Below are 23,397 nucleotides of genomic sequence, written 5' to 3' on the forward strand. Positions count from 1 at the left end.
TAAAGATATAGAACTGAAAGCAATTCACAACCTCAATTAGAAAACATTTGGGGACACGGACCCTGTGAATCATCTATAAAGATATAGAACTGAAAGCAATTCACAACGGTATTAGAGGTCAGTATTTTAGTGACTCACCTGTGAATCATCTATAAAGATATAGAACTGAAAGCAATTCACAACTATCGTAATGAAATGTAAAAGGCTCATTTTCCTGTGAATCATCTATAAAGATATAGAACTGAAAGCAATTCACAACATGATCTTAAAAATGATTTGATAGATGAGCCTGTGAATCATCTATAAAGATATAGAACTGAAAGCAATTCACAACACGAATCAAAGTAGGTGAAAAAACATTATACCTGTGAATCATCTATAAAGATATAGAACTGAAAGCAATTCACAACATAGGTGGTGAAACCGAAAAAGCTGGATTACCTGTGAATCATCTATAAAGATATAGAACTGAAAGCAATTCACAACACTTTCGCGAGTATCTTCAATTTTAGTTTTCCTGTGAATCATCTATAAAGATATAGAACTGAAAGCAATTCACAACTATATTCTTTTTGAATTTTATATTCAATATCCTGTGAATCATCTATAAAGATATAGAACTGAAAGCAATTCACAACTATTTTATTTAAAGCCCTCAATTAAGAGGGCCTGTGAATCATCTATAAAGATATAGAACTGAAAGCAATTCACAACGCGGTTCGCCTTTAACGTGTTCAAGCGGTGCCTGTGAATCATCTATAAAGATATAGAACTGAAAGCAATTCACAACCAGAAGAAAGAGAAGGTTCTGTATTAATTTCCTGTGAATCATCTATAAAGATATAGAACTGAAAGCAATTCACAACTGTTTAGTATTTCATGTGTTTTTTGTTCTGCCTGTGAATCATCTATAAAGATATAGAACTGAAAGCAATTCACAACGATTAGGTAGTTCACTATTTAAGATGTCTTCCTGTGAATCATCTATAAAGATATAGAACTGAAAGCAATTCACAACTAATATTTGTGCTATATGATTGGAAAAATTCCTGTGAATCATCTATAAAGATATAGAACTGAAAGCAATTCACAACCTATCACTAAGTTTTATAAATTTGTCTTTACCTGTGAATCATCTATAAAGATATAGAACTGAAAGCAATTCACAACCAGATAGTTTGTTTGTTGTAACTACTAAAGCCTGTGAATCATCTATAAAGATATAGAACTGAAAGCAATTCACAACTACACTACTGCGGTTAAAGGTTTCAGTTAGCCTGTGAATCATCTATAAAGATATAGAACTGAAAGCAATTCACAACTACTCTTACATTAATGTAATTACCTGAATTCCTGTGAATCATCTATAAAGATATAGAACTGAAAGCAATTCACAACGATGTCTGGTTGCTTAACAATGACTTCTGACCTGTGAATCATCTATAAAGATATAGAACTGAAAGCAATTCACAACTGAAGATGAGAGTGTAGTTAATGAGTTGAGCCTGTGAATCATCTATAAAGATATAGAACTGAAAGCAATTCACAACCCAAAAGCGTAATGCATTAGAATTAATTGACCTGTGAATCATCTATAAAGATATAGAACTGAAAGCAATTCACAACCCACTGACTAGTAGCATCTATCACACCGCTCCTGTGAATCATCTATAAAGATATAGAACTGAAAGCAATTCACAACTGAAACTGGTAATTTCTCCAGTACTATTTCCTGTGAATCATCTATAAAGATATAGAACTGAAAGCAATTCACAACCAAGAACCATCTAGGAAAATAGAAAAAAATCCTGTGAATCATCTATAAAGATATAGAACTGAAAGCAATTCACAACAGTTTTTACAAAAGGAAATGTTTCACTTACCTGTGAATCATCTATAAAGATATAGAACTGAAAGCAATTCACAACCCACAGCGCACGCCATACCTTTGCTACCAACCTGTGAATCATCTATAAAGATATAGAACTGAAAGCAATTCACAACTACGCTACTGCGGTTAACGGTGTTAGTTGTCCTGTGAATCATCTATAAAGATATAGAACTGAAAGCAATTCACAACCATAAACAAAATACAGTTGCGCCGAACATTCCTGTGAATCATCTATAAAGATATAGAACTGAAAGCAATTCACAACCATTAAATTAAAACTTTATACTATGGATGCCCTGTGAATCATCTATAAAGATATAGAACTGAAAGCAATTCACAACTTATTCGTATAACTAGAATTAATCAAGTAACCTGTGAATCATCTATAAAGATATAGAACTGAAAGCAATTCACAACGAGTACTTGCTTGAAACTATGTCGGCAAATCCTGTGAATCATCTATAAAGATATAGAACTGAAAGCAATTCACAACGACTTATTTGTTTGGCTTGTAATAGGAAATCCTGTGAATCATCTATAAAGATATAGAACTGAAAGCAATTTTTCAAACGTTATTTAAGTGTCTCAAATTTTATTGAGTTTTCGATAAAAAAAAAAGCCCAAACAACAATTTGTTTGGGCTTTTCCGCTATTAACCAACTTTAACTAACACTATTATAAACGATAGTTTATAATTACTATTACTAAAAACTTATACTAATATAGACGTAATAGTTTGAAATTTATTTCATCGAATCATACATTTAACGCGTATTTAACAAAAACCCGAAACGCAAGTTTCGGGTTTTCTTGATTTAATAGTTAAACATGTTCACTAACCATCAACTAATTATGCTAACTATTAAATATATGTTTTAAAACATACCGCCACCTTCTTTAACGTCATTATCACGTTGTTTACGAGATTTGGCTCTGTATTTTCCACCACCAAAACGGTATGATAAACGTCCTGATATTTGTTGACTCTCCCAATTAAACTGACCGTGTTGTACAAATGGTCTTTGGCTATCAAACTGAGCAAACATAGTGTCAAAAATGTCATTATAACTCAGGCTAAAGCTCGCTCTGTTTTCCATAAAGCTGTATCGCATACCTAAGTTAACCATAAGCATGTCTTTCATTTCAAATTGTATGCTTTTGTTTTTTCCTCTGTACATACCAAAAGCCGAAAAGCTTAAACTTTTACTAACTTTAAAGTTGTTGAATGCTCTAACATTATAAGAAATGTTATCTACTTCAACAGTGTTTAAAATAATGTCTTGATTAGTATCAAACGATTCTGCTACACTTTTTTGGGTTTGCGAGAACAAATCAAAACTAGCATTAATACTCCACCATTTGGTTGGACGGTAATTTGAAGATAATTCTATACCATAAGCAGAGGTATTGTCAAAATTCAAATTGGTCATAATTAAGCGGTTAAGGTCTGTTCGGTCTATTAAAATAGCTTGTTGTATTTCGTCTTCTATAATTCTGTAAAATACACCAGCTGTAATGCTTCCTTTTTCAAGTTGTCTGGTATAATTTGTTTCAATAGAATTGGTGAATTGAGGACGTAACTCTTGATTTCCAAATTGGGAAATTAAAGGCGTGTTCCATTCAGGCAAAGGATTAACTTGCCCAATGCCAGGACGATCAATTCTTCTGCTATAACTAAATTGGTACGAGTTTTTTTCTGAAGGTGAGTAGGTCACAAATGCCGAAGGATACAATTCAAAATAATCATTTTCAAAAGGAATATTTAATTCTTCGTTTGATGATAAATCTTTTTTAAACGCTTCAGAATCTACATTTACCGTTTCGGCTCTTAATCCAACTTGGTAGCTCCATTTCTCTAGTTTTTTACCAAAGGTTGCGTATGCAGAGTAAATATCTCTAGTGTAATCAAAACGAGTGGTTGTTGGGATGTAATCGCCAACCTGGTTGGTTTCTCTAGCGTCTGATTGGTAAAAAATGCTGTTGTCAAATAAACGGGCTTGTAGACCTAATTCTAATTTTACAGATTCTGATAAGGGATTAACATAATCTAAATTTATAGTGGTACGGTTTCTATCTGTATCTGTATTTTCAATAAAATTTGGACGTTGTGAACTGAAAAAGACATTGTTGGTATCGCCTAAGCCTTCATATATATTATGATCTACTTCAAGCTCAATATTATGACCTTCATCATTAAAATCGTGCTTGTAATTAAAGTTGTATTGTTGTGAATCGTTTTCATTTTCGCCTCCTGTAAATTGCGATTCATTAAGAGAACTGTTCGTAAGATATGCTATTCCAGAATTGACCTTAGACCAACCCTCAAATATATTTTGATTTGTAAATACAGAGATGGTGTTTTTGTCATTTAAATAGTAGTCTATACCTACTTTAAATAGATTTGATTTGTTATTGTTTAAAATATTAAAATTTTGTTGAATTTCTTGTTCAACTCTATTAATATGCCCATAGTTGTTATTTTTTGAAACACTATTGCTGTAAGAGCCAAACAAGTTAAATTTTCCGTTACGGTAATTAGCATCAATAGAGCCATTAAATTTAGGTTCTATATCATAAGCCAAACCAACATTAATATTACCATTAAACCCTAATTGGGTGTTTTTATGAAGTATGATATTTATAATACCACTCATGCCTTCTGGATTATATTTTGCTGACGGGTTGGTGATTAATTCAATGCTCTTAATTGAGGTGGAAGGAATTTGTTTTAATAATTGTTCTGCCGGAATATTGGACAGTTTGCCATCTACCATAACACGTACGTTCTGATTGCCACGTAAACTTATTGAACCAGATTGTTGATCTACACTAACGGATGGTAAATTATTCATGATTTCACTTGCCGTTGCTCCCGCAGTTTGTAAATCTTTACCAATGGTAATAACTTTACGATCTACTTTTTGTTGTATAGTAGAGACATCTGCAACAATAGTAACTTCATCTAAACCTGTAGATTCTTCTTCTAGCTTAATATCGCCAATGTTTACTTTGTAGTTGCCTTTACCTAAAGTGATGTTTTTGTCAATAGTTTTAAAACCTACAAACTGAATAGAAACAATGATATTGCCTTCTGGAATATTTTCAATTTCAAAGGTTCCATCGTCATTAGTTATGCCTCCTGTAATTACTTTATTTGCTATATCTTTAATGACAATATTAACATAAGGTAGAGGTTGATTTAGTTGGGCATCAATAACACGTCCTGAGACAGTGCCGTTTTTAATGTCAGAATTGGAGTTGGGTTGTGCACTTAAAATGGTCGATGACACCATGATAAGCATTAGGAATAAATGCTTCATTTTGATTGATTTTTTTTGATTGATTTGATAGTTTGTTACTCACTAGACGACTATTTTTATATTATGTTACTTTAATTAATTTTTATTAACACTTTTTAACATTATGAATAAAAAAACACTAGTTATTGGAGCGTCTTTAAAACCTGAGCGCTATTCTCATATGGCGATAAAAAAATTGAGGCATTATAATCATGAGGTAAAAGCTTTTGGTTTAAGGTCTGGAATGGTTGATGATGTTTCTATTGATACCGAATTAATGCCATATAAAGGCATAGATACAGTAACATTGTATCTTAATCCAACGCGTCAAACTACTTATTATGATTATATTATAGGGTTAAATCCTAAGCGTGTGATTTTTAATCCTGGAACAGAAAATTCTGAATTTTATAATTTACTTAAGCAAAATAATATTGCTTATGAAGTGGCTTGTACATTGGTGCTGTTGAGTACTAATCAGTACTAAGCTTTCTTTTTAATAAGTAATAGGCCTAAAAACATAAGGAGGCCATTGATGATTAATATTTCAAATCCAATTTCATAACCGTTGAATAATTCTTTAGAATACATGTTTAACATATAAGAAAGAAGTGGAGCTGCAATTGCTATAATCCAAACAAACTTATCTTTAATTTGTGATTTGCTTATTAAGCCAAAAGCAAATAAACCTAACAACGGTCCGTAAGTATAACCTGCAGCTTTAAACAGTTCCCAAATTACAGAGACGTCTTTAAAAATGAGATCAAATAGTAAGATTACCAAAATAAGAACAACACTAAATCCTATGTGAACGCGTTTTCTTAAATTTTTTCTTTCAGTTTCAGGTTTGTTTTCAATATCTAAAATATCAAAACAAAAAGAGGTTGTTAAGGATGTTAAGGCCGAATCTGCACTAGAGTAGGCGGCAGCAATTAAGCCTAGTAAAAAGAAAGCTGAGGTTACTATGCCAATTTCAGGAAGCATTGCGATTGTAGGAAATAAATCGTCCTTTGAAGCAGTAATGCCATTTATAGCGGCATAATTTGTAAGCATTAATCCCAATACCAAAAATAAGATGTTTACAAAAATGAGCACAATACTAAACGTTACCATATTTTTTTGAGCATCTTTTAAATTACGACAGGTAAGGTTTTTTTGCATCATATCTTGGTCTAAACCTGTCATGGTAATCGTAATAAAAATACCAGACAAAAAGCTTTTCCAGAAATACTGTGAATCATTGCCATCGTCAAAAAAGAAAACTTTACTAAGGTTACTTTCTTTAGTATAAGTAATAAGCTCTCCAATACTATTTAAATCTAAAGCCGAAGCTAAGAATACTATTGTTACAACAACAGAAATCAACATAAATAACGTTTGAAGTGTATCTGTGAAAATGATGGTTTTTATGCCACCTTTAAAGGTGTAAAGCCAAATCAATGCTATGGTAATCATTACTGTAATAGCAAATGGAATGTCAAAAAGATCAAAGACTAAAAGCTGTAAAACTTTAGCAACTAAGAATAGTCTAAAAGAGGCACCAACAGTTCTAGAAATAAGAAATGCTACAGATCCTGTTTTGTAACTAACCATTCCAAAACGATCTTTTAAATAGGTGTATATAGAGGTGAGATTTAATTTATAATAAAGAGGTAATAAAACATAAGCAATAATAAGGTATCCAAAAAAATACCCTAAGACCACTTGTAAATATCCAAACTGTTTTGCTTCTATAGCACCCGGTACCGAAATAAAAGTAACACCAGATAAAGACGCACCAATCATTCCGAAGGCTACCAAATACCATGGAGCAGATTTTTTGGCTTTAAAAAAGGCAGCGTTAGAATCTTCTTTTCCGGTGAAATAAGAGATTAAAATTAGCAATCCGAAGTAACCTGCAATTAATAATAATATTGATGTTGGTGACATGAAGTGTAATATTTTAGTAATATTTTCGAAAAGTAGTACATTTGAAAAAAAAACGGCTTTAAAAATAAATTATTTATGAAAAATATTATCTGCTTATTTGTGTTTATTATGTTTGGATTGGGGCTTTTTGCTCAAGATTACAAACAGCTTGTTGCCGAAGGAACAAATACAGTAGAGGCTATAGTAGAAGTGGCAGAGCGTCACTTTGATACTGTAGGAAGAGAGCGTGGCCGAGGTTATAAACCTTTTAGACGTTGGCAGTACTTTGCTGAGCGTGCTATGGATGAAACAGGAAAATTAAAATCGCCTGAGTTTTATTATAATGAATTACAAGACTTCAATGCAAGAATGAATAATGAAGGCTTAGCAGCAAGAACTGTAGTGGGGACTTGGGAAGAAATGGGACCAACCTATTGGAATGCCACTTCAGGTTATAATCCTGGTGTAGGTAGAATAACGTCTATTGCGGTAGAAAACGGAAACCTAGACCATATCATTTCTGGAAGTCAGACTGGTGGAGTATGGAAAACTTTAGATGGAGGTGTAACTTGGACAGTTCTTACAGATAATTTAGCCAATATGGATGTGTATGCACTTGCTATTGATCCGCTAAATAGTTCAACTTACTTTTGGGGATCTTACAGTGGAGCCATATTCAAATCTTTAGACAATGGAGCGACATGGTCGTTATTAAGTAGTTTACCTGGAGGTGGAAATGTAAATAAGATTTTAATCCATCCAACAGATACCTCAAAAATGTATTGTAGTGCTGAAGGCGGAGGCTTGTATAAATCAACAGATGGAGGTTTGTCTTGGAGTATTATTCATTTTAGTGCAACAAATGGTTACGATTTTGAATTTAAACCTGGAGATCCAAGCGTTATTTACGCCTCTGGAAATGCCTTCTATAAATCTACAGATAATGGATTAACTTTTTCTGAAGTAGCAGGAGTGGGGTCCAATCAGTTTTCAAATGGCCCTAAAATGATAGGAGTTTCTCCAGATAATCCTATTGTAATATATGTTGTTGAGGCTCAGAGTGGTTTGTATAACGGTTTGTATAAATCAACAAACGGAGGTATAACGTTTTCAAAATTAAACCATACGAATAAAAATTATTTTGGCTATTCATCTTTAGCCGATGACGATTTAGGACAAGCGCCAAGAGATATGGACATTGCTGTAAATCCCAATAATATTAACGATGTACATATTGCTGGTATAAATACTTGGAGATCAACAAACGGAGGTGTTACTTTTAATGTGACGTCGCAATGGACTCCTTATGATGCTAACTTAGAGGATGTTGGATATTGTCATGCCGATGTTGATATTATGGAGTTTGTGGGTACAGGCGAAAACACAAAGCTTTTAGTAGGAACAGATGGTGGTATTTATAGAGCAGAAAATCCAACAGTAGTTAACAGTAATTATTATACAGACCTAACAGCAGGAATGGGGATAAGACAGTTTTATAAGATTGGAGTGAGTCAAACTAATCCGGTAATTGTAACAGGTGGTTCTCAGGATAACGGTTCGTCATTATTGGGGGCAGACGGAAATTGGACAGATTGGTTTGGTGCAGATGGTATGGAAGGGTTTGTAGATAAAAACAATTCACAGTTAATTTACGGAACATCACAGTTTGGTGGTTTTATTAAGAGCTTTGATGCTGGCTTAAGTATCTCATATCTTACACAACCAGATGATAAAGGTGGTGATAGTGATTGGAATTGGGTAGTGCCTTTTGAGCAAGATCCTATTACACAAGATGTGATTTACTGTGCTTTTGATGAAGTTTATAAATCAATAGATGGAGGTAATGTATGGACTTCTATATCCCAAAATTTTTCGGCAGATATAGACCACTTTAAAGTAGCACCAACAGATAACAATAAAATGTATTTAGCTATTAATGGTGCATTTTGGTATACTGTTAACGGAGGAGTTAATTGGACGCAATCATCGCTTAGTATTGGTGGTGGACGTATAAATGATATCGCTGTTCATCCTACAGATCCAAATAAAATTGCGATAGCTACAACCAACAATCAAAAAGTATATGTTAGTACAGATAATGGAGCCTCTTTTTCATCTATTCGTTGGGATTTACCAAGTTTTTCTTCACAAGCTTTAGCTTGGCAAGACAATGGTAAAGATGGCTTGTATGTTGGTATGAATTATGGAATTTATTATACCGATAATGATTTAGGAAATACTTGGACTCCTTTTAACAATGGTTTGCCAAATGTTAGAATTAATGAACTTGAAATTAATGCGGCAGACAATAAATTATATGCTGCAACCTATGGTAGAGGTTTATGGAGATCGAGTCTTTATGATGAATCGTTAAGTGTTAATGATTTTGAACTAAATAATTTGTCGTTATATCCAAATCCAACCACTAACGAAGTCAATTTAAAATGGAATACAAACGAAGCAGTTGTAGTTAGAATTTATAATGCGATGGGTAAACTGATGTTTTATGCTAAAAATGTTAACTTATCTAATGCATATAAAATAGATACCTTAGCCTACGAAACTGGAGTTTATTTTGTAAAACTGAACAGTTCAAATGGAGAACTCATCAAAAAGTTAATTATAAAATAAAACCAATAACAAACTAAAAAGTCCAATTATATATGCATTATAATTGGATTTTTTTATGTCTAAAAATCAGTACCTTCGCACTCATGGAATTTTCATCAAAACTCTTAGAAAACGCTGTTAATGAAATGTCGCAATTACCAGGAATTGGTAAGCGTACAGCACTGCGTTTAGTTTTACATTTATTACGACAGCCAGAAAATCAAACCTTTCAGTTGGCAGATGCTTTGTCTAAGGTGCGCAGGGAAATCAATTTCTGTAAATCTTGCCATAATATTAGTGACAAGGTTTTGTGTGAAATCTGTGAAAACCCAAATAGAAATAGTGAATTTATTTGTGTAGTAGAAGATGTTAGAGATGTTATGGCTGTAGAAAACACGAGTTCTTTTAAAGGCTTATATCATGTTTTAGGAGGGAAAATATCTCCAATGGATGGTATTGGACCTCAAGATTTAAATATTTCGACCTTGGTAGAAAAAGTAAAATCAGGTAAAGTAAAAGAATTGGTTTTTGCTATGAGTCCAACGATGGAAGGAGATACGACTAACTTTTATATCTTTAAGCAAATACAAGGTTATAATGTCGCAACATCAACCATTGCAAGAGGTGTTGCAGCAGGTAACGAATTAGAATATACAGACGAAATTACATTAGGTCGAAGCATTATAGACCGTGTACCTTTTGAAGCTTCTTTAAAATCATAGCAAAATAGTGAAGTTATCTGTTATCATATTAAACTACAATGTCCGCTACTTTTTAGAATTATGTCTAAAGAGTGTCGTAGCTGCAATTGCAGATATCGATGCAGAGATTATAGTTGTAGATAATAATTCGCCTGATAATAGTTGTGATATGATTAAGCGGCTTTTTCCAACTGTGAATTTAATTGAAAACAAAGAGAATTCAGGGTTTTCAAAAGGAAATAACATTGGTGTAACTCATGCAAAAGGTGAGTATTTATGTATTCTTAATCCAGACACCGTAGTTGCAGAAGATACATTTACAAAACTTATTCAATTTGCAGATTCCAAAGATAATCTTGGTATCGTAGGCTGTCAATTAATTGATGGAAAGGGTAAGTTTCTTCCAGAAAGTAAGCGTAATGTGCCCACTCCAAAAGTGTCTTTACAAAAAGTGTTAGGTAATACTAATAGTTATTATGCAAATGACGTAGAGGTTGAAAACACAGGCAAAGTTGATATTTTAGTAGGTGCATTCATGTGGCTTAAAAAAGATGTTTACGAATATGTTCATGGTTTTGATGAAGCTTACTTTATGTACGGAGAAGATATAGACTTATCTTATAAAGTCATAAAAGCAGGTTATGATAATTTTTATTTTGGTGATACAACAGTCGTCCATTTTAAAGGAGAGAGTACCTTAAGAGATCGTAAATATGCTAAACGCTTTTATGGTGCAATGCAAATTTTTTACAAAAAGCATTTTAAACAGAATGCGGTATTTAATACTATCGTTTGGTTAGGCATTAAACTGGCTTATGTAATGAGTAAAGCTCCAGAAATAGTAGAAACAAAATCTGAAAGAAGTTTTATTTATACTAAGGTTATTAGTCAATCTTTAGAAAAACAATTACCCCAACCAACCGAGATTACAGATTCAATACAAGACAAAATTGAAAAAGACAGTATGCTTGTGTATGATTTTAATGTATTGAAAGCTAGTGATGTAATTAATGACATGAAACAAAAATCGACGCAAGAGAATATTGTTTTTAGATTTCTACCAAAAAACAGTAAATTTATACTCGGAAGTGATAGTGCTACAAATAGAGGTGAAGTGCTACATTTTTAGGTTGTAATAATTGAATAAAAGTCAGTAAATCACATGTTTTTTTATTAATTTTGCAGTCGATTACAAAATAAAGACCCACAAATTAAAGATATGGCAAAGTTTGAACTTAAGTTACCAAAAATGGGAGAGAGTGTTGCAGAAGCAACTATAACCTCATGGCTTAAAGATGTTGGAGACACTATTGAAGCAGACGAAGCTGTTTTAGAGATTGCTACAGATAAAGTAGATAGTGAAGTTCCAAGTGAAGTAGACGGAGTTTTAGTTGAAAAACTATTTGAAGTTGATGATGTTGTACAGGTAGGTCAAACCATTGCAGTTATTGAAACTGAAGGTGGCGGAACAGTAGAAGTAAAAGCTCCTGCTGCAGCACCAGAACCAGTGGTTGAAGCAGTAGCACCAAAAGTAGCAGAAGTTGCACAAACAGTGGTGGCAGCAAAAACATCTGTAGAGCCGGTAGTTTCTACAGAAGATCGTTTTTATTCTCCATTAGTTAAAAATATAGCAAAACAAGAAGGTATTTCTCAAGCCGAATTAGATACCATTCCAGGAACAGGAAAAGATAATCGTGTGACTAAAAACGATATTAAAGCGTATTTAGAATCTCGTAGTTCTGCACCAAGTCCTGCGCCTGCTGCACAAACAGTTGAAGCTCCTAAGGCAGAACCAGTTGCTGCACCAAAAGTAGAAACACCTGCAGCACCAACTAAAGCACCAGAGCAACCTAAGGCAGAGAAACAGGTTGAAAAACCTAAAGAAAAGCCAATTGCAGTATCAGGAGGAGATGAGATTATTGAAATGAGTAGAATGGGGAAACTCATTTCAAAATATATGATAGATTCAGTACAGACGTCTGCACACGTGCAATCGTTTATAGAAGCTGATGTCACTAATATATGGAACTGGAGAAAAAAGGTTAAAGACGGTTTTATGAAACGTGAAGGTGAAAATCTGACCTTTACTCCAATCTTTATGGAAGCTATAACTAAAGCTCTAAAAGATTTCCCTATGATGAATATTTCTGTACAAGGAGATAAAATCATTAAAAAGAAAGCTATTAACGTTGGTATGGCAGCGGCTTTACCTGATGGTAATTTAATTGTACCTGTAATTAAAAATGCAGATCAGTTAAATTTATTTGGTATGGTAAAACGTGTAAATGATCTAGCTAACAGAGCGCGTTTAGGAAAATTAGATCCAGATGATATACAGGGCGGAACTTACACCGTAACCAATGTTGGTACTTTTGGTAGTATTATGGGAACACCTATTATCAATCAACCTCAAGTAGGTATTTTAGCCTTAGGTGCTATTAGAAAGGCACCAGCTGTAATTGAAGGACCAGAAGGAGATTATATTGGTATTCGTTATAAAATGTACTTGTCGCACTCTTACGATCACAGAGTTGTTAATGGAGCGCTAGGTGGACAATTTGTAAAAGCCGTAAAAGATTATTTGGAAGGTTGGGATAGTGATAGAGAGATATAATGAATTCTAAAAAACCAATTGATAATAAAACGAAATCTACGTTTTTTGAGGTAGTGGAAGTTATATTATATTGGGTTGGAGGTATACTTCTTATAGCTGTTTCTTCCGTTATTCTTTACTATATAGTTGTATTAATTTTATTTTTTGTGAAATAGCAACTATAGAATAAAATTTGAAAAAAAGCACAGTTTGGTACTGTGCTTTTTTTTGTGTATATTCACTTACAGTTGTTGTATTGCTATAGAAATCATGGCTTTAGGTCATCATTTCAAGTTGTTAATATTAAAGAAAAAGAATAATTAATTTATATATAATCATGAAAAAATTACTTCAACCATTTGCAATTTTATGTGTTATTTTTTGTTTAATCAGCTGTGAAACTGAAGTCGTAGATACAAACAATAATGGTCAAAATGACGATCCAGAATTAAATGATGCCATTTTTAAAACTGAAAATTTTGGTGAATCCACAACAGGAAATTTTATAGGTATTGTTAAAGATGAAAGTGGTAATGAAATATCAGATGTTCAGATTATGATTGGTAATTCTGCAGCTTTCACAGATGTGAACGGTGTGTTTATTATAAATGATGCAGATGTCTATGAGAATTTTGCTTACATTAAGGCTCAAAAAGAAGGGTATATAAATGGGTCAAGAGTTGTAATCCCAAAAGTTAATGGAGTTAATAAGGTAGATATAGTTTTATTAGAAAAAGAAGTGACAGCAAGAGTAAGCAGTGGAGTGGCTTCACAAGTATCCTTGCCTAATGGTGCTCAGGTAGATTTTAGTGGCGATTTTATAACAGCCCAAGGAGATCCGTATGAAGGTGATGTAGATGTTGTTGTAAATTATCTAGATCCAACTTTAAGGAGTACATTTTCAGAAATGCCTGGTCGTTTATTTGCACAAACTGAAGCAAATGATGCTAGGATTTTAGAAACCTATGGAATGATTTCGGTTAACTTATTTTCACCTTCAGGTGACGCTTTAAATATAGATGAAGACAGTCCATCAACCATATATTTACCAGTAGCTCCTGATCAAACCAGTATTGCGCCAGAAACTATTCCGTTGTGGTATTTTGATGAAGTACAAGGCTATTGGAAGGAAGAAGGGCAAGCTGTTAAAACAGGTAATAAATATGTCGGTTCTGTATCTCATTTTACTTGGTGGAATTGTGATCTTCCATTAGATTTTGTGGAATTATGTTTTTCTATTGAACCAGATAGTAATGCGTCTAGTACATTGTATTATGTGTCAATTGAACGTGCAATTAATAATCAAACTGTTTATTCAGGAAATATAAATTCTAGTGATCTTGAATGTGGGTTAATACCTGAAAATGAAGAGCTTATAATGTCAATTTATGGAGTTTCAGGATCGTGTAATAGTCAATTAATACATTCAGAGACTGTTGGAGGTTATGCTACAGATGCTAGTTTAAACGTTTCTTTTACAGAAGAATATACAGCAACATCGCTTACTGGTGTGGTAACTAATTGTGATGGTAATCCTTTAGCTAATGGATATGTTTACATAGATGAACAAAATGTATTTAGTATTACAGATGGAACAATTGATATAGGTGTTGTGACTTGCGCAGCAACACAGATGATTTCTGTTGTTGTATTTGATTATGATACCAATCAATGGGTAACTGTAGAAGACGTAATGATAGATAATCAAAATATAAATTTAGGAACATTAAACACTTGTGGTGATACAGGTGGTACATACGATGGAAATGTTATTTTGTCAAATCAAAATGAGGTAAATAATTTCGGAATATTTGGTTATACTAGTATTGATGGTAGTTTGCAAATAGTTGGTTATAATGGCGCATCAGATATCACTGATTTAACACCATTGTCAAGTATAGAAAACATTGAAAGCGTTTTGGCTATAGAAAATAATCCTAATTTACAAAGTCTCGATGGTCTTAATGGGATAACGTCAGTGGCAGAGCTTCGTATAAATGTTAATCCATCATTAACTTCAATTTCAGCGTTAGAGAACTTGGTTGAGGTTGGAAATGTAAGTATTTCTTCTAATGAACTTCTTAATTCACTTAGTGGTTTAGGTGGAATTACAAATGCTAATAATGTGGTTGTTGATAATAACAACTCTTTAATATCATTAGCTGGTTTAGAGTCGCTTACGTCTGCTTATGATGTGTCAATCCGAAATAATGCGGTCTTAACTTCAATTTCAGAGTTAGGTAATTTAACAGTTGCCAACAGAATAGAAGTTTATGGACATCCATTATTGGCTTCATTACAAGGGTTAAATCAAATTACAACGTTAGATAGATTACGAATTAGTTATAACGATGCTCTTACAGATTTATCTGGTTTAAATAATTTATCGTCTGTAAACTTGTTTTTTATTGGTGCTAATGATGCCTTAACTAGTTTAAGTGGCTTAGATAATTTAATTGATGTTACAGGAGTTAATATTGGTAGAGATTTAGCATTTGACGTTATAGATGTTGCTCCAAATCAAAACTTGTCAGATTTTTGTGCTCTACAGAACTTATTTACAAATGGTACTTATCAAGAAGAAAGTTCTGGACCATTTTTAATATATGGTGTATTCATTGAAAATAACGCGTTTAATCCTACTGTACAAGATATTGTTGATGGTAATTGTAGTCTATAGTTAGAGTAAAGGCCTTTGTTTGCTAGTTGGATATTAGCGTATTGGGAAGCCTCTGTTTTCTGGATTTTTTTAAGACGAACCCATCTGCTGTTTCGATTTAGAAACTATAGGAATTAATATTTCAAAAGATAGAATCGTAGAAATTTCTATTATTTTATAATGTATAAAAATAAAAAGCACAGTTTTAGACTGTGCTTTTTTATTGTCTTGTGAGTAAGATGTCTATAACAATTGTATTGCTATTAAAAAAAAGTGTTAGATTGTTTCTATACTGTCTTATTATGTGATAACCTGCCTGATATGTTGTATTGTTAAGTTCTTTTGTTGAGGTTGTAGGAGAGTGTTTTTAAAAATTCATTAATCTTATATGGTTTTACAATAGAGTCATCAAACTGAGCTTCTTTAAAACGATTATCTTGTTCGTTTTGTGTTACGGCAGTTAACGCAATAATGGTTAAGGGTAATTGAAGTTCGCGTATTCTTTTTGTAGCTTCAATACCATCCATCACAGGCATATGAACATCCATAAGAACTAAGTCGTATTGGGTTTGCATGATTTTATCAATACCTTCCTGTCCGTTAGTGGCAACATCGACTAAAATGTTGTGACTCTCTAGTGTTTTCTTGGTAACTAAAAGATTAATAGTATTATCATCTACAACTAAAACTCTTTTGTTTTTAAGCTTGTCTATCGATATCTTGTCTTCGATATTTTCATTGGCGTGTTCTTTTTGGGCTTGACCTACGGTGATTTCGAAATAGAAATTTGAACCTTCACCAACAACGCTTTTGAGTTCTATTTTAGAGCCCATATCAAAAAGTAATTTACGCACAATGGTAAGTCCTAACCCTGAACCTTGAAAATGGCCTTGATGTTTTAGTTGTCCAAATTCTTCAAAGATTTTTTTCTGGTCTGCTTCAGAGATGCCTTGGCCATTATCTATAACTTCAAATTTTAGCTTTAAATTGTTTTCGACCTTTTCTATTAAAGTAACAACAAGTTGTACTTCTCCATTATTAGTGAATTTTAAAGCATTACCAAGTAAATTAATTAGGATCTGTGACATTTTTGTCTGATCGCCTTTTATCCATTTAGGGATTTTACTATCTAAAGCTATTGTAAGGTTATTGTTGGTTTGGCCTGTGATGTATTCTAGAGACTCTTTTATATTATTTAATAGGTCTTTAAGAAGAAAGGCCTTAGCTTCTAATTCATTTTTTTCATTAGAATCCATTTTATTTAAAGTCAGTACGTCATTTACTAAATTGAGTAAGTAGTCTGCAGAAAATTTTAAAGATTGTAATTCTGTTTTATGAGATTTTAGACTTTTATCGTTGTTAAGTACAGTACTTAATCCAATAATTCCATATAATGGTGTGCGTAACTCATGACTCATTGTAGATAAGAAACGCGTTTTTACTTCTGCTAATTTTTCAGATTCTAATTTCGCTTCTAGGTATTCTTGATTCTTAATCTTGAGTTCGTTATTTAGTCTTCTTCTGTTTTTTATCACCTTTAGAAGGTAGAATAAAAGTCCTAAAAGTAATAATGAAACTAAGACACTGCCTATTAGTAGGTTTTTTTGTGCTTCGGATTTTTCAATCGCCAATTTACTTCTTAATTCTTCATTCTCAAGCTCTTCTTGGATTTGTGCACTTTTTAAACCTGCCGTTAAAATTTTTGCCGATTTCTCAATTTCCTCTTCACGTCTTGCAAGCGAAAGACTGTCCTGTATTTTGCCAACCTCGTAAGCCTTTTTATAATCTTCTTTTTTTACAAGGCAATTAATATAGCCTTCATAGCCTTGCTTTAAGACATCGATATAGTTTGTTTCTTTAGCCATGCGTATGGTTTGCTGGTATAAATCTGCGGCTACATCGTAGTCTTTATTGTAAAATGCATAATGCGACTTAAGTAAACTAATGCCGGTTTGTCCTAATTTAAAATCTTTGCCTACATTTTCTTCAGCAGCATCTATATAAGGCTTAGCGCCTGTAGGATCGTTAAGTTGGTTAAAATGGATATCTGCAATATTATAGTTTAATATAAAAAGCGCCATTTTGTTATTTTGCTTTTTTGCCAGAGGTAAGGCTTGCTCAAAAGAATGTATAGATTCAACAGAGGATCCAAACGCTAAATAAATATTACCAAGGTCTATCTTAGCGCCTATAATCGCCGTAGTGTCTTTAAGTTGTTCTGATAATTTGTTGTTTTTTTGAGCGTATTCAATAGCTTTTACAGAATCGTTTAAATGGAGGTAGGAATTGGCTAGGTAACTACGGATGTTAAAAACTTCGAGAGGAAGCTCATTTTGGTCAACAAGTTTTAAAATTTCGCTAGCATTAAGAATTACAGAACTGTAGTTTTCTTCATAGTAATCTGCTATCATTACATTTTTAATGGAATCAATATGAATTGTGATTTCAGACTCAGAAGTGTCTATAACACTATCATTGGTGTCATTTGTATGCTGCGCATGAACACTACAAGCGAGGGAAAGTAATAGGATAAAGGGTAGTAAAAATCGCATTGTTACTCGGTAAAGGATATGATTATTAGGACAAAATACTGAAATTTATTCTTTTTACTATGGGTTTTTATAACATTAATTGAGGAATTTTTAGGTTTGTTCTAATGATTAGGTTTTCTAATAAACTATAAAAGTAATTTACTAGAACATAGTTTTATATGCCATAGGTTTTTTTAACCAAACATGTCTTTATTAAAGAATCTAACTACCTTTGTGAAAAATAAATAAGTAATGCAACTCAATCTTACAAAACCCATCTGCTTTTTCGATTTAGAAACTACAGGAATTAATATTTCAAAAGACCGTATCGTAGAAATTTCAATCCTTAAAGTCCATCCAGATGGTAAGGAAGAAGCAAAGACATGGTTAGTGAATCCTGAAATGCCAATTCCAGCTGAAGTGACAGCAATTCACGGTATTTTGGATGCAGATGTTGCAGATAAACCCACTTTTAAAGAATTATCCAAGGAAATTTATAACTTAATTAAGGATTCAGATTTAGGTGGTTTTAACTCTAACCGATTCGATATCCCTTTATTGGCAGAAGAAATGTTAAGAGCAGGTGTAGATTTTGATATGAAAAATACACGATCTGTAGATGTGCAAACCATATTTCATAAAATGGAACAGCGCACTTTAGTGGCTGCTTATAAGTTTTACTGTGATAAAGATTTAAGTGATGCTCACAGCGCAGAAGCAGATACTAAAGCCACTTACGAAGTTTTAAAAGCACAATTAGAGCGTTACGAAGATTTAGAAAACGATACCAAGTTTTTAGCAGAATTTAGCTCACGTAAAAAGTTTGCAGATTTTGCAGGTTTTTTAATCTTTAATAAAGAAGGAGAAGAGTGTTTCTCATTTGGAAAGCATAAAGGCAAACGTGTGGTTGATGTCATGGAACAAGAACCAGGCTATTTTGGTTGGTTACTAAATGCAGATTTTCCTTTGTATACCAAGAAGGTTTTAACGGCAATTAAACTGCGTCAATTTAATAATAAGTTAAGTTAATACCAAAGCGTTAAGAAGAATGAAACTAATCTGTATAGGTCGTAATTACACGGACCACATTAAAGAACTCGAAAACGAAAAACCTACAGATCCAGTCGTGTTTTTAAAACCAGATACGGCAATATTATTAAAGAAGCAGCCTTTTTTTATTCCGGATTTTTCAGATGATGTTCACTATGAAGTAGAAGTTTTAGTGAAAATCAACAAAGTAGGGAAATATATAGATAAGAAATTTGCACATAAATATTATGACCAAATAGGGCTTGGTATAGATTTTACAGCACGAGACCTTCAGGCACAATTAAAAGCCAAAGGCTTACCTTGGGAAAAGGCGAAAGCCTTTGATGGAGCTGCTGTAATAGGGAAGTGGTTGCCAAAAACTAAATTTGAAAATATAGACAATATCAATTTTAGTTTAAAGCAAAATGACGACACCGTTCAGACAGGGAATACAGCGCTTATGCTTTGGAAAATTGATGAACTTATAGAATATGTCTCAAAATATTTCACTTTAAAAATAGGAGACATTATATTTACGGGCACACCAGCAGGAGTTGGTAAAGTTTTTGCAGAAGACCAATTAAAAGGATATCTTGAAAACGAGGAAATGTTTTCAATAAAAATAAAATAAATGTCAGAATATTATAAATTACATCGCGTACGAGAAATGGCTGATAATGACGAAGATTTCGTTGCAGCTTTAGCAGCCGCTTTTTTAGAAGAGGTGCCAGAAGACGCTGAACGTTTAAGAACAGCAGTGCCAGAAAAAGATTATAAGGAAGTTTATCAAGCTGCTCATAAAATGAAGCCAACCATAGATCTATTTGAACTTGGTGTATTAGATACATTGATAGAAGTACAGGATTGGGGTAAGTTTGAGCAATCAGATAAAAATATAGAAGAGCAACTTACAACAGTCTTAACTGCAGTAGATAATGCTGTAAATGAAATTAAAGCCGATTTTGGACTATAACATATAGATGCAAGCAGAGATTATTACTATTGGAGATGAGATTCTCATTGGCCAAATTGTAGATACAAATTCGGCGTTCTTAGGCAAAGAGTTTAATAAATTCGGAATTTCTATTTATCAGATTACATCAGTACAAGATGAAAAATCTCATATCCTTAAAGCGCTAAAAGAAGCTGAAGAAAATGCAGATATCATTATTATAACTGGTGGCTTAGGACCAACCAAAGACGATATTACCAAGCATACTATTTGCGAATACTTTGAGGATACCTTAGTAGAAGACAAAGCTGTTTTAACTAATGTAGAGCAGATTTTTGCAAAATATAATTCTGCACCATTATTAGAAGTTAATAAGCAACAAGCTTTAGTGCCTTCTAAATGTAAAGTATTAATGAACCATAATGGTACAGCACCAGGGATGTGGTTAGAAAAAAACGGAAAAGTATTTGTATCGCTTCCTGGCGTGCCTTACGAAATGAAGGCCTTAATTACAGAGCAAGTTATTCCAAAATTAAGAGCACAATTTAAGTTTCCTTATATAATGCACAAAACCATCTTAACTTATGGTTTAGGAGAAAGTGCATTGGCAGAACGTATTGAAACATGGGAAAATAATTTACCTAACTTTATAAAGTTAGCCTATTTGCCAAGTTTAGGACGAGTACGTTTGCGTTTGTCAGGAAAAGCTACTGATAAATCTGTAGTTGAAAAAGAAATACTGCATCAGGTAGATTTATTATTAACACAGATTGAAGATGTTTTTGTAGGTTATGAGGAAGATGAATCTATTGAAGCTGTTATTGGAAAACGTTTAACTGAGCAAGGAAAAACGTTAGCTGTTGCAGAAAGTTGTACAGGTGGACGCATTGCCGAAGCATTTACAGCAAATGCAGGATCTTCTGCTTATTTTAAAGGCAGTGTAGTAACATACGCTACAGCATCTAAAGTAAAGATTTTAAACGTTTCAGAAGAGGCTATAAAAAAACATTCTGTAGTGAGTAAACAGGTAGCAGAAGCTATGGCAAAGAATGTAAGAACATTATTTGAGAGCGATTATGCTATAAGTACAACAGGAAACGCAGGACCAACAAAAGGAGATTCAGAAGCAGAGGTTGGAACGGTATGGATTGCAATTGCCTCTAAAGACCAGGTGTATTCTGAAGTTTTTAACTTTGGAGATCATCGTGAAAAAGTGATTGGTAGAGCTACAAATAAAGCTTTTGAAATGCTTCAAAAATATTTTTTGAAAAAGTAGAGTTTTATATTTGCTGAAACGTAAAGTTTTATTAAATTTGCACCCTGTTTAAAATATCTATGTTCAGATATTAAATTCTTAGGGTTAGTATTTTCAAGGAATTTCTTTGAGAAAAATAAAATTTTAAGAGTTAGCAGAAAAATAATAATACACCTAAAGAAAGAAAACAATGTCAAGAGTTTGTGAACTTACTGGGAAAAAAGCGATGGTTGGAAACAATGTTTCTCACGCTATGAATAAAACAAGACGTACATTTGATGCCAATTTAATCAAAAAACGTTTTTATATTCCTTCAGAAGATAAGTGGGTAACATTAAAAGTTTCTACATCAGCATTAAAGACTATCAATAAAATTGGTATCGAAGCAATGTTAAAAGAAGCTAAAGCAAAAGGATTTTACAAATAATAGCGTTAGCGCTTAAGTCAATTTACAATGGCAAAAAGAGGAAATAGAATACAAGTTATCTTAGAGTGCACAGAGCACAAAACTTCTGGAAAACCAGGAACATCAAGATATATTACAACGAAGAATAAGAAGAATACGCCAGACCGTATGGAGATTAAAAAATTTAATCCTATCCTTAAGCGTATGACAGTTCATAAAGAGATAAAATAAGAAACCATGGCAAAGAAATCAGTAGCGTCTTTACAGACAGGATCAAAACGTTTGACAAAAGCTATAAAAATGGTGAAATCACCAAAAACTGGAGCATACATGTTCGTAGAATCAGTAATGGCACCAGAATTTGTCAATGACTTTTTAAACAAAAAATAATCTTTATCTATATATAGATTAACTAAACTGCTTTCATTTGAAAGCAGTTTTTTTATGTTTATATTTGAAAACATCTGACATCTTAACAGTAAAATATTAAAGGCAAGGTTGTTGCAATGTAATAATTGCGAATAATACTGTCACACTGAGCTTGTCGAGGTGCTGATTAATAACCTAACAACAAAATGAGTTTTTTTAAAAAAATATTCTCTTCCGAAAAGAAAGAAACCTTAGATAAAGGCTTAGAGAAATCTAAATCTTCTTTTTTCAATAAATTAAATAAAGCCGTTGCCGGAAAATCTAAAGTCGATGATGACGTTTTAGATAATCTTGAAGAAATCTTAGTCACTAGTGATGTTGGTGTTAACACGACATTAAAAGTGATTACGCGTATTGAAGAACGTGTTGCCAAAGATAAATATTTAGGCACTTCAGAATTGAACAAAATTCTAAGGGAAGAAATAGCTGCGTTACTCTCAGAAACTAAGTCTGGAGAAGAAACAGAATACACAATTCCTGAATTACCAAAACAAACTAATGGTTCTAAAACGCCTTATGTACTCATGGTCGTTGGAGTAAATGGTGTTGGAAAAACAACAACCATTGGTAAATTGGCCTATCAGTTTAAAAAGAAAGGCTTAAAAGTAGTACTTGGAGCTGCAGATACCTTTAGAGCAGCAGCAATAGATCAATTACAGGTTTGGGCAGATAGAGTAGATGTACCAATGATACGACAAGAAATGGGATCTGATCCTGCTTCTGTAGCATTTGATGCTATTCAATCTGGTGTCAATCAAGATGCAGATGTCATTATTATTGATACAGCTGGACGTTTACACAATAAGATCAATTTAATGAATGAGCTGACAAAAGTAAAACGTGTCATGCAAAAAGTAGTTGGCGATGCGCCTCACGATGTACTTTTAGTTTTAGACGGCTCAACAGGTCAGAATGCTTTTGAACAAGCTAAACAATTTACAGCAGCAACCGAAGTTACTTCTTTAGCCGTAACCAAGTTAGACGGAACTGCCAAAGGAGGAGTTGTGATTGGTATTAGCGACCAGTTTCAAATTCCGGTGAAATATATTGGAGTAGGAGAAGGTATTGAAGATTTACAAGTCTTTAATAAATACGAGTTTGTAGATTCATTCTTTAAATAACACCTTCTAAGTT

17 protein-coding genes and 1 CRISPR repeat array (1 of these 18 only partly in view) are annotated in these 23,397 nt (G+C 33.0%); of the genes, 14 read left to right on the plus strand and 3 right to left on the minus strand.

Annotated elements, in window-relative coordinates:
* A CRISPR array of direct repeats spans window positions 1–2,460; the repeat unit is 46 nt; unit sequence CCTGTGAATCATCTATAAAGATATAGAACTGAAAGCAATTCACAAC; it begins 1,153 nt to the left of the window's first position.
* Between the two features lie 306 nt (window positions 2,461–2,766).
* Window positions 2,767–5,211, minus strand: a complete 2,445-nt coding sequence (locus VDP25_RS11765) for an outer membrane beta-barrel family protein (protein ID WP_334469970.1) — start codon at window positions 5,209–5,211, stop codon at window positions 2,767–2,769.
* A gap of 103 nt (window positions 5,212–5,314) precedes the next feature.
* Between VDP25_RS11765 and VDP25_RS11770 the strand changes: the two genes are divergently transcribed.
* Complete coding sequence (locus VDP25_RS11770; protein ID WP_334469972.1) at window positions 5,315–5,677, plus strand: CoA-binding protein; 363 nt, start codon at window positions 5,315–5,317, stop codon at window positions 5,675–5,677.
* Here the strand turns inward: VDP25_RS11770 and VDP25_RS11775 are convergent.
* Window positions 5,674–7,119, minus strand: a complete 1,446-nt coding sequence (locus VDP25_RS11775; protein ID WP_334469974.1) for a sodium:solute symporter — start codon at window positions 7,117–7,119, stop codon at window positions 5,674–5,676. The two genes, VDP25_RS11770 and VDP25_RS11775, sit on opposite strands and share 4 nt — an antisense overlap.
* Window positions 7,120–7,194: 75 nt before the next feature.
* On the opposite strand from VDP25_RS11775, the gene VDP25_RS11780 reads away from it, so the two are divergent.
* From VDP25_RS11780 to VDP25_RS11800, 5 genes are all read left to right on the plus strand, one after another.
* Entirely contained in the window at window positions 7,195–9,729 is a 2,535-nt protein-coding gene (locus VDP25_RS11780) for a T9SS type A sorting domain-containing protein (protein ID WP_334469976.1), read from the plus strand.
* Between the two features lie 83 nt (window positions 9,730–9,812).
* Window positions 9,813–10,430 (plus strand): recombination mediator RecR, encoded by a 618-nt coding sequence (recR, locus tag VDP25_RS11785; protein WP_215924147.1) that lies wholly within the window; start codon window positions 9,813–9,815, stop codon window positions 10,428–10,430.
* A 7-nt stretch (window positions 10,431–10,437) separates the two neighbouring features.
* Window positions 10,438–11,538, plus strand: coding sequence for a glycosyltransferase family 2 protein (locus VDP25_RS11790; protein ID WP_334469979.1), 1,101 nt, complete (start codon window positions 10,438–10,440; stop codon window positions 11,536–11,538).
* A 90-nt stretch (window positions 11,539–11,628) separates the two neighbouring features.
* Window positions 11,629–13,023 carry a dihydrolipoamide acetyltransferase family protein gene (locus VDP25_RS11795; RefSeq protein ID WP_334469981.1) on the plus strand — a complete coding sequence of 465 codons (1,395 nt, stop codon included), beginning with the start codon at window positions 11,629–11,631 and terminating at the stop codon, window positions 13,021–13,023.
* 316 nt (window positions 13,024–13,339) lie between these two features.
* Complete coding sequence (locus VDP25_RS11800) at window positions 13,340–15,682, plus strand: hypothetical protein (protein WP_334469983.1); 2,343 nt, start codon at window positions 13,340–13,342, stop codon at window positions 15,680–15,682.
* Between the two features lie 311 nt (window positions 15,683–15,993).
* Here VDP25_RS11800 and VDP25_RS11805 read toward each other — a convergent pair whose 3' ends face one another.
* Window positions 15,994–18,213 carry a response regulator gene (locus VDP25_RS11805; protein ID WP_334469985.1) on the minus strand — a complete coding sequence of 740 codons (2,220 nt, stop codon included), beginning with the start codon at window positions 18,211–18,213 and terminating at the stop codon, window positions 15,994–15,996.
* Between the two features lie 231 nt (window positions 18,214–18,444).
* Here VDP25_RS11805 and VDP25_RS11810 point away from each other — a divergent pair, with 231 nt between their 5' ends.
* The 8 genes from VDP25_RS11810 (at window position 18,445) to ftsY (ending at window position 23,384) form a co-directional block, all read left to right on the plus strand.
* Complete coding sequence (locus tag VDP25_RS11810; RefSeq protein WP_334469987.1) at window positions 18,445–19,221, plus strand: 3'-5' exonuclease; 777 nt, start codon at window positions 18,445–18,447, stop codon at window positions 19,219–19,221.
* A 19-nt stretch (window positions 19,222–19,240) separates the two neighbouring features.
* Window positions 19,241–19,852, plus strand: coding sequence for a fumarylacetoacetate hydrolase family protein (locus VDP25_RS11815; RefSeq protein ID WP_215924157.1), 612 nt, complete (start codon window positions 19,241–19,243; stop codon window positions 19,850–19,852).
* Window positions 19,853–20,194 (plus strand): Hpt domain-containing protein, encoded by a 342-nt coding sequence (locus tag VDP25_RS11820; protein ID WP_334469990.1) that lies wholly within the window; start codon window positions 19,853–19,855, stop codon window positions 20,192–20,194. It begins immediately after the preceding gene.
* Window positions 20,195–20,201: 7 nt separating this feature from the next.
* Window positions 20,202–21,449, plus strand: a complete 1,248-nt coding sequence (locus tag VDP25_RS11825) for a competence/damage-inducible protein A (RefSeq protein WP_334469992.1) — start codon at window positions 20,202–20,204, stop codon at window positions 21,447–21,449.
* Window positions 21,450–21,618: 169 nt separating this feature from the next.
* Entirely contained in the window at window positions 21,619–21,855 is a 237-nt protein-coding gene (gene rpmB, locus VDP25_RS11830) for a 50S ribosomal protein L28 (protein WP_215924163.1), read from the plus strand.
* Between the two features lie 27 nt (window positions 21,856–21,882).
* Window positions 21,883–22,065 (plus strand): 50S ribosomal protein L33, encoded by a 183-nt coding sequence (gene rpmG / locus VDP25_RS11835; protein ID WP_215924165.1) that lies wholly within the window; start codon window positions 21,883–21,885, stop codon window positions 22,063–22,065.
* Window positions 22,066–22,071: 6 nt separating this feature from the next.
* Entirely contained in the window at window positions 22,072–22,224 is a 153-nt protein-coding gene (locus tag VDP25_RS11840) for a DUF4295 domain-containing protein (protein WP_008271041.1), read from the plus strand.
* Window positions 22,225–22,409: 185 nt separating this feature from the next.
* The gene (gene ftsY / locus VDP25_RS11845; protein WP_334470002.1) at window positions 22,410–23,384 is read left to right on the plus strand and encodes a signal recognition particle-docking protein FtsY; all 975 of its coding nucleotides are present in this window, start codon (window positions 22,410–22,412) and stop codon (window positions 23,382–23,384) included.
* Window positions 23,385–23,397 lie beyond the last annotated feature (13 nt).

Source organism: Winogradskyella sp. ECml5-4 (genome assembly GCF_036903175.1).
Lineage (GTDB): Bacteria > Bacteroidota > Bacteroidia > Flavobacteriales > Flavobacteriaceae > Winogradskyella > Winogradskyella damuponensis.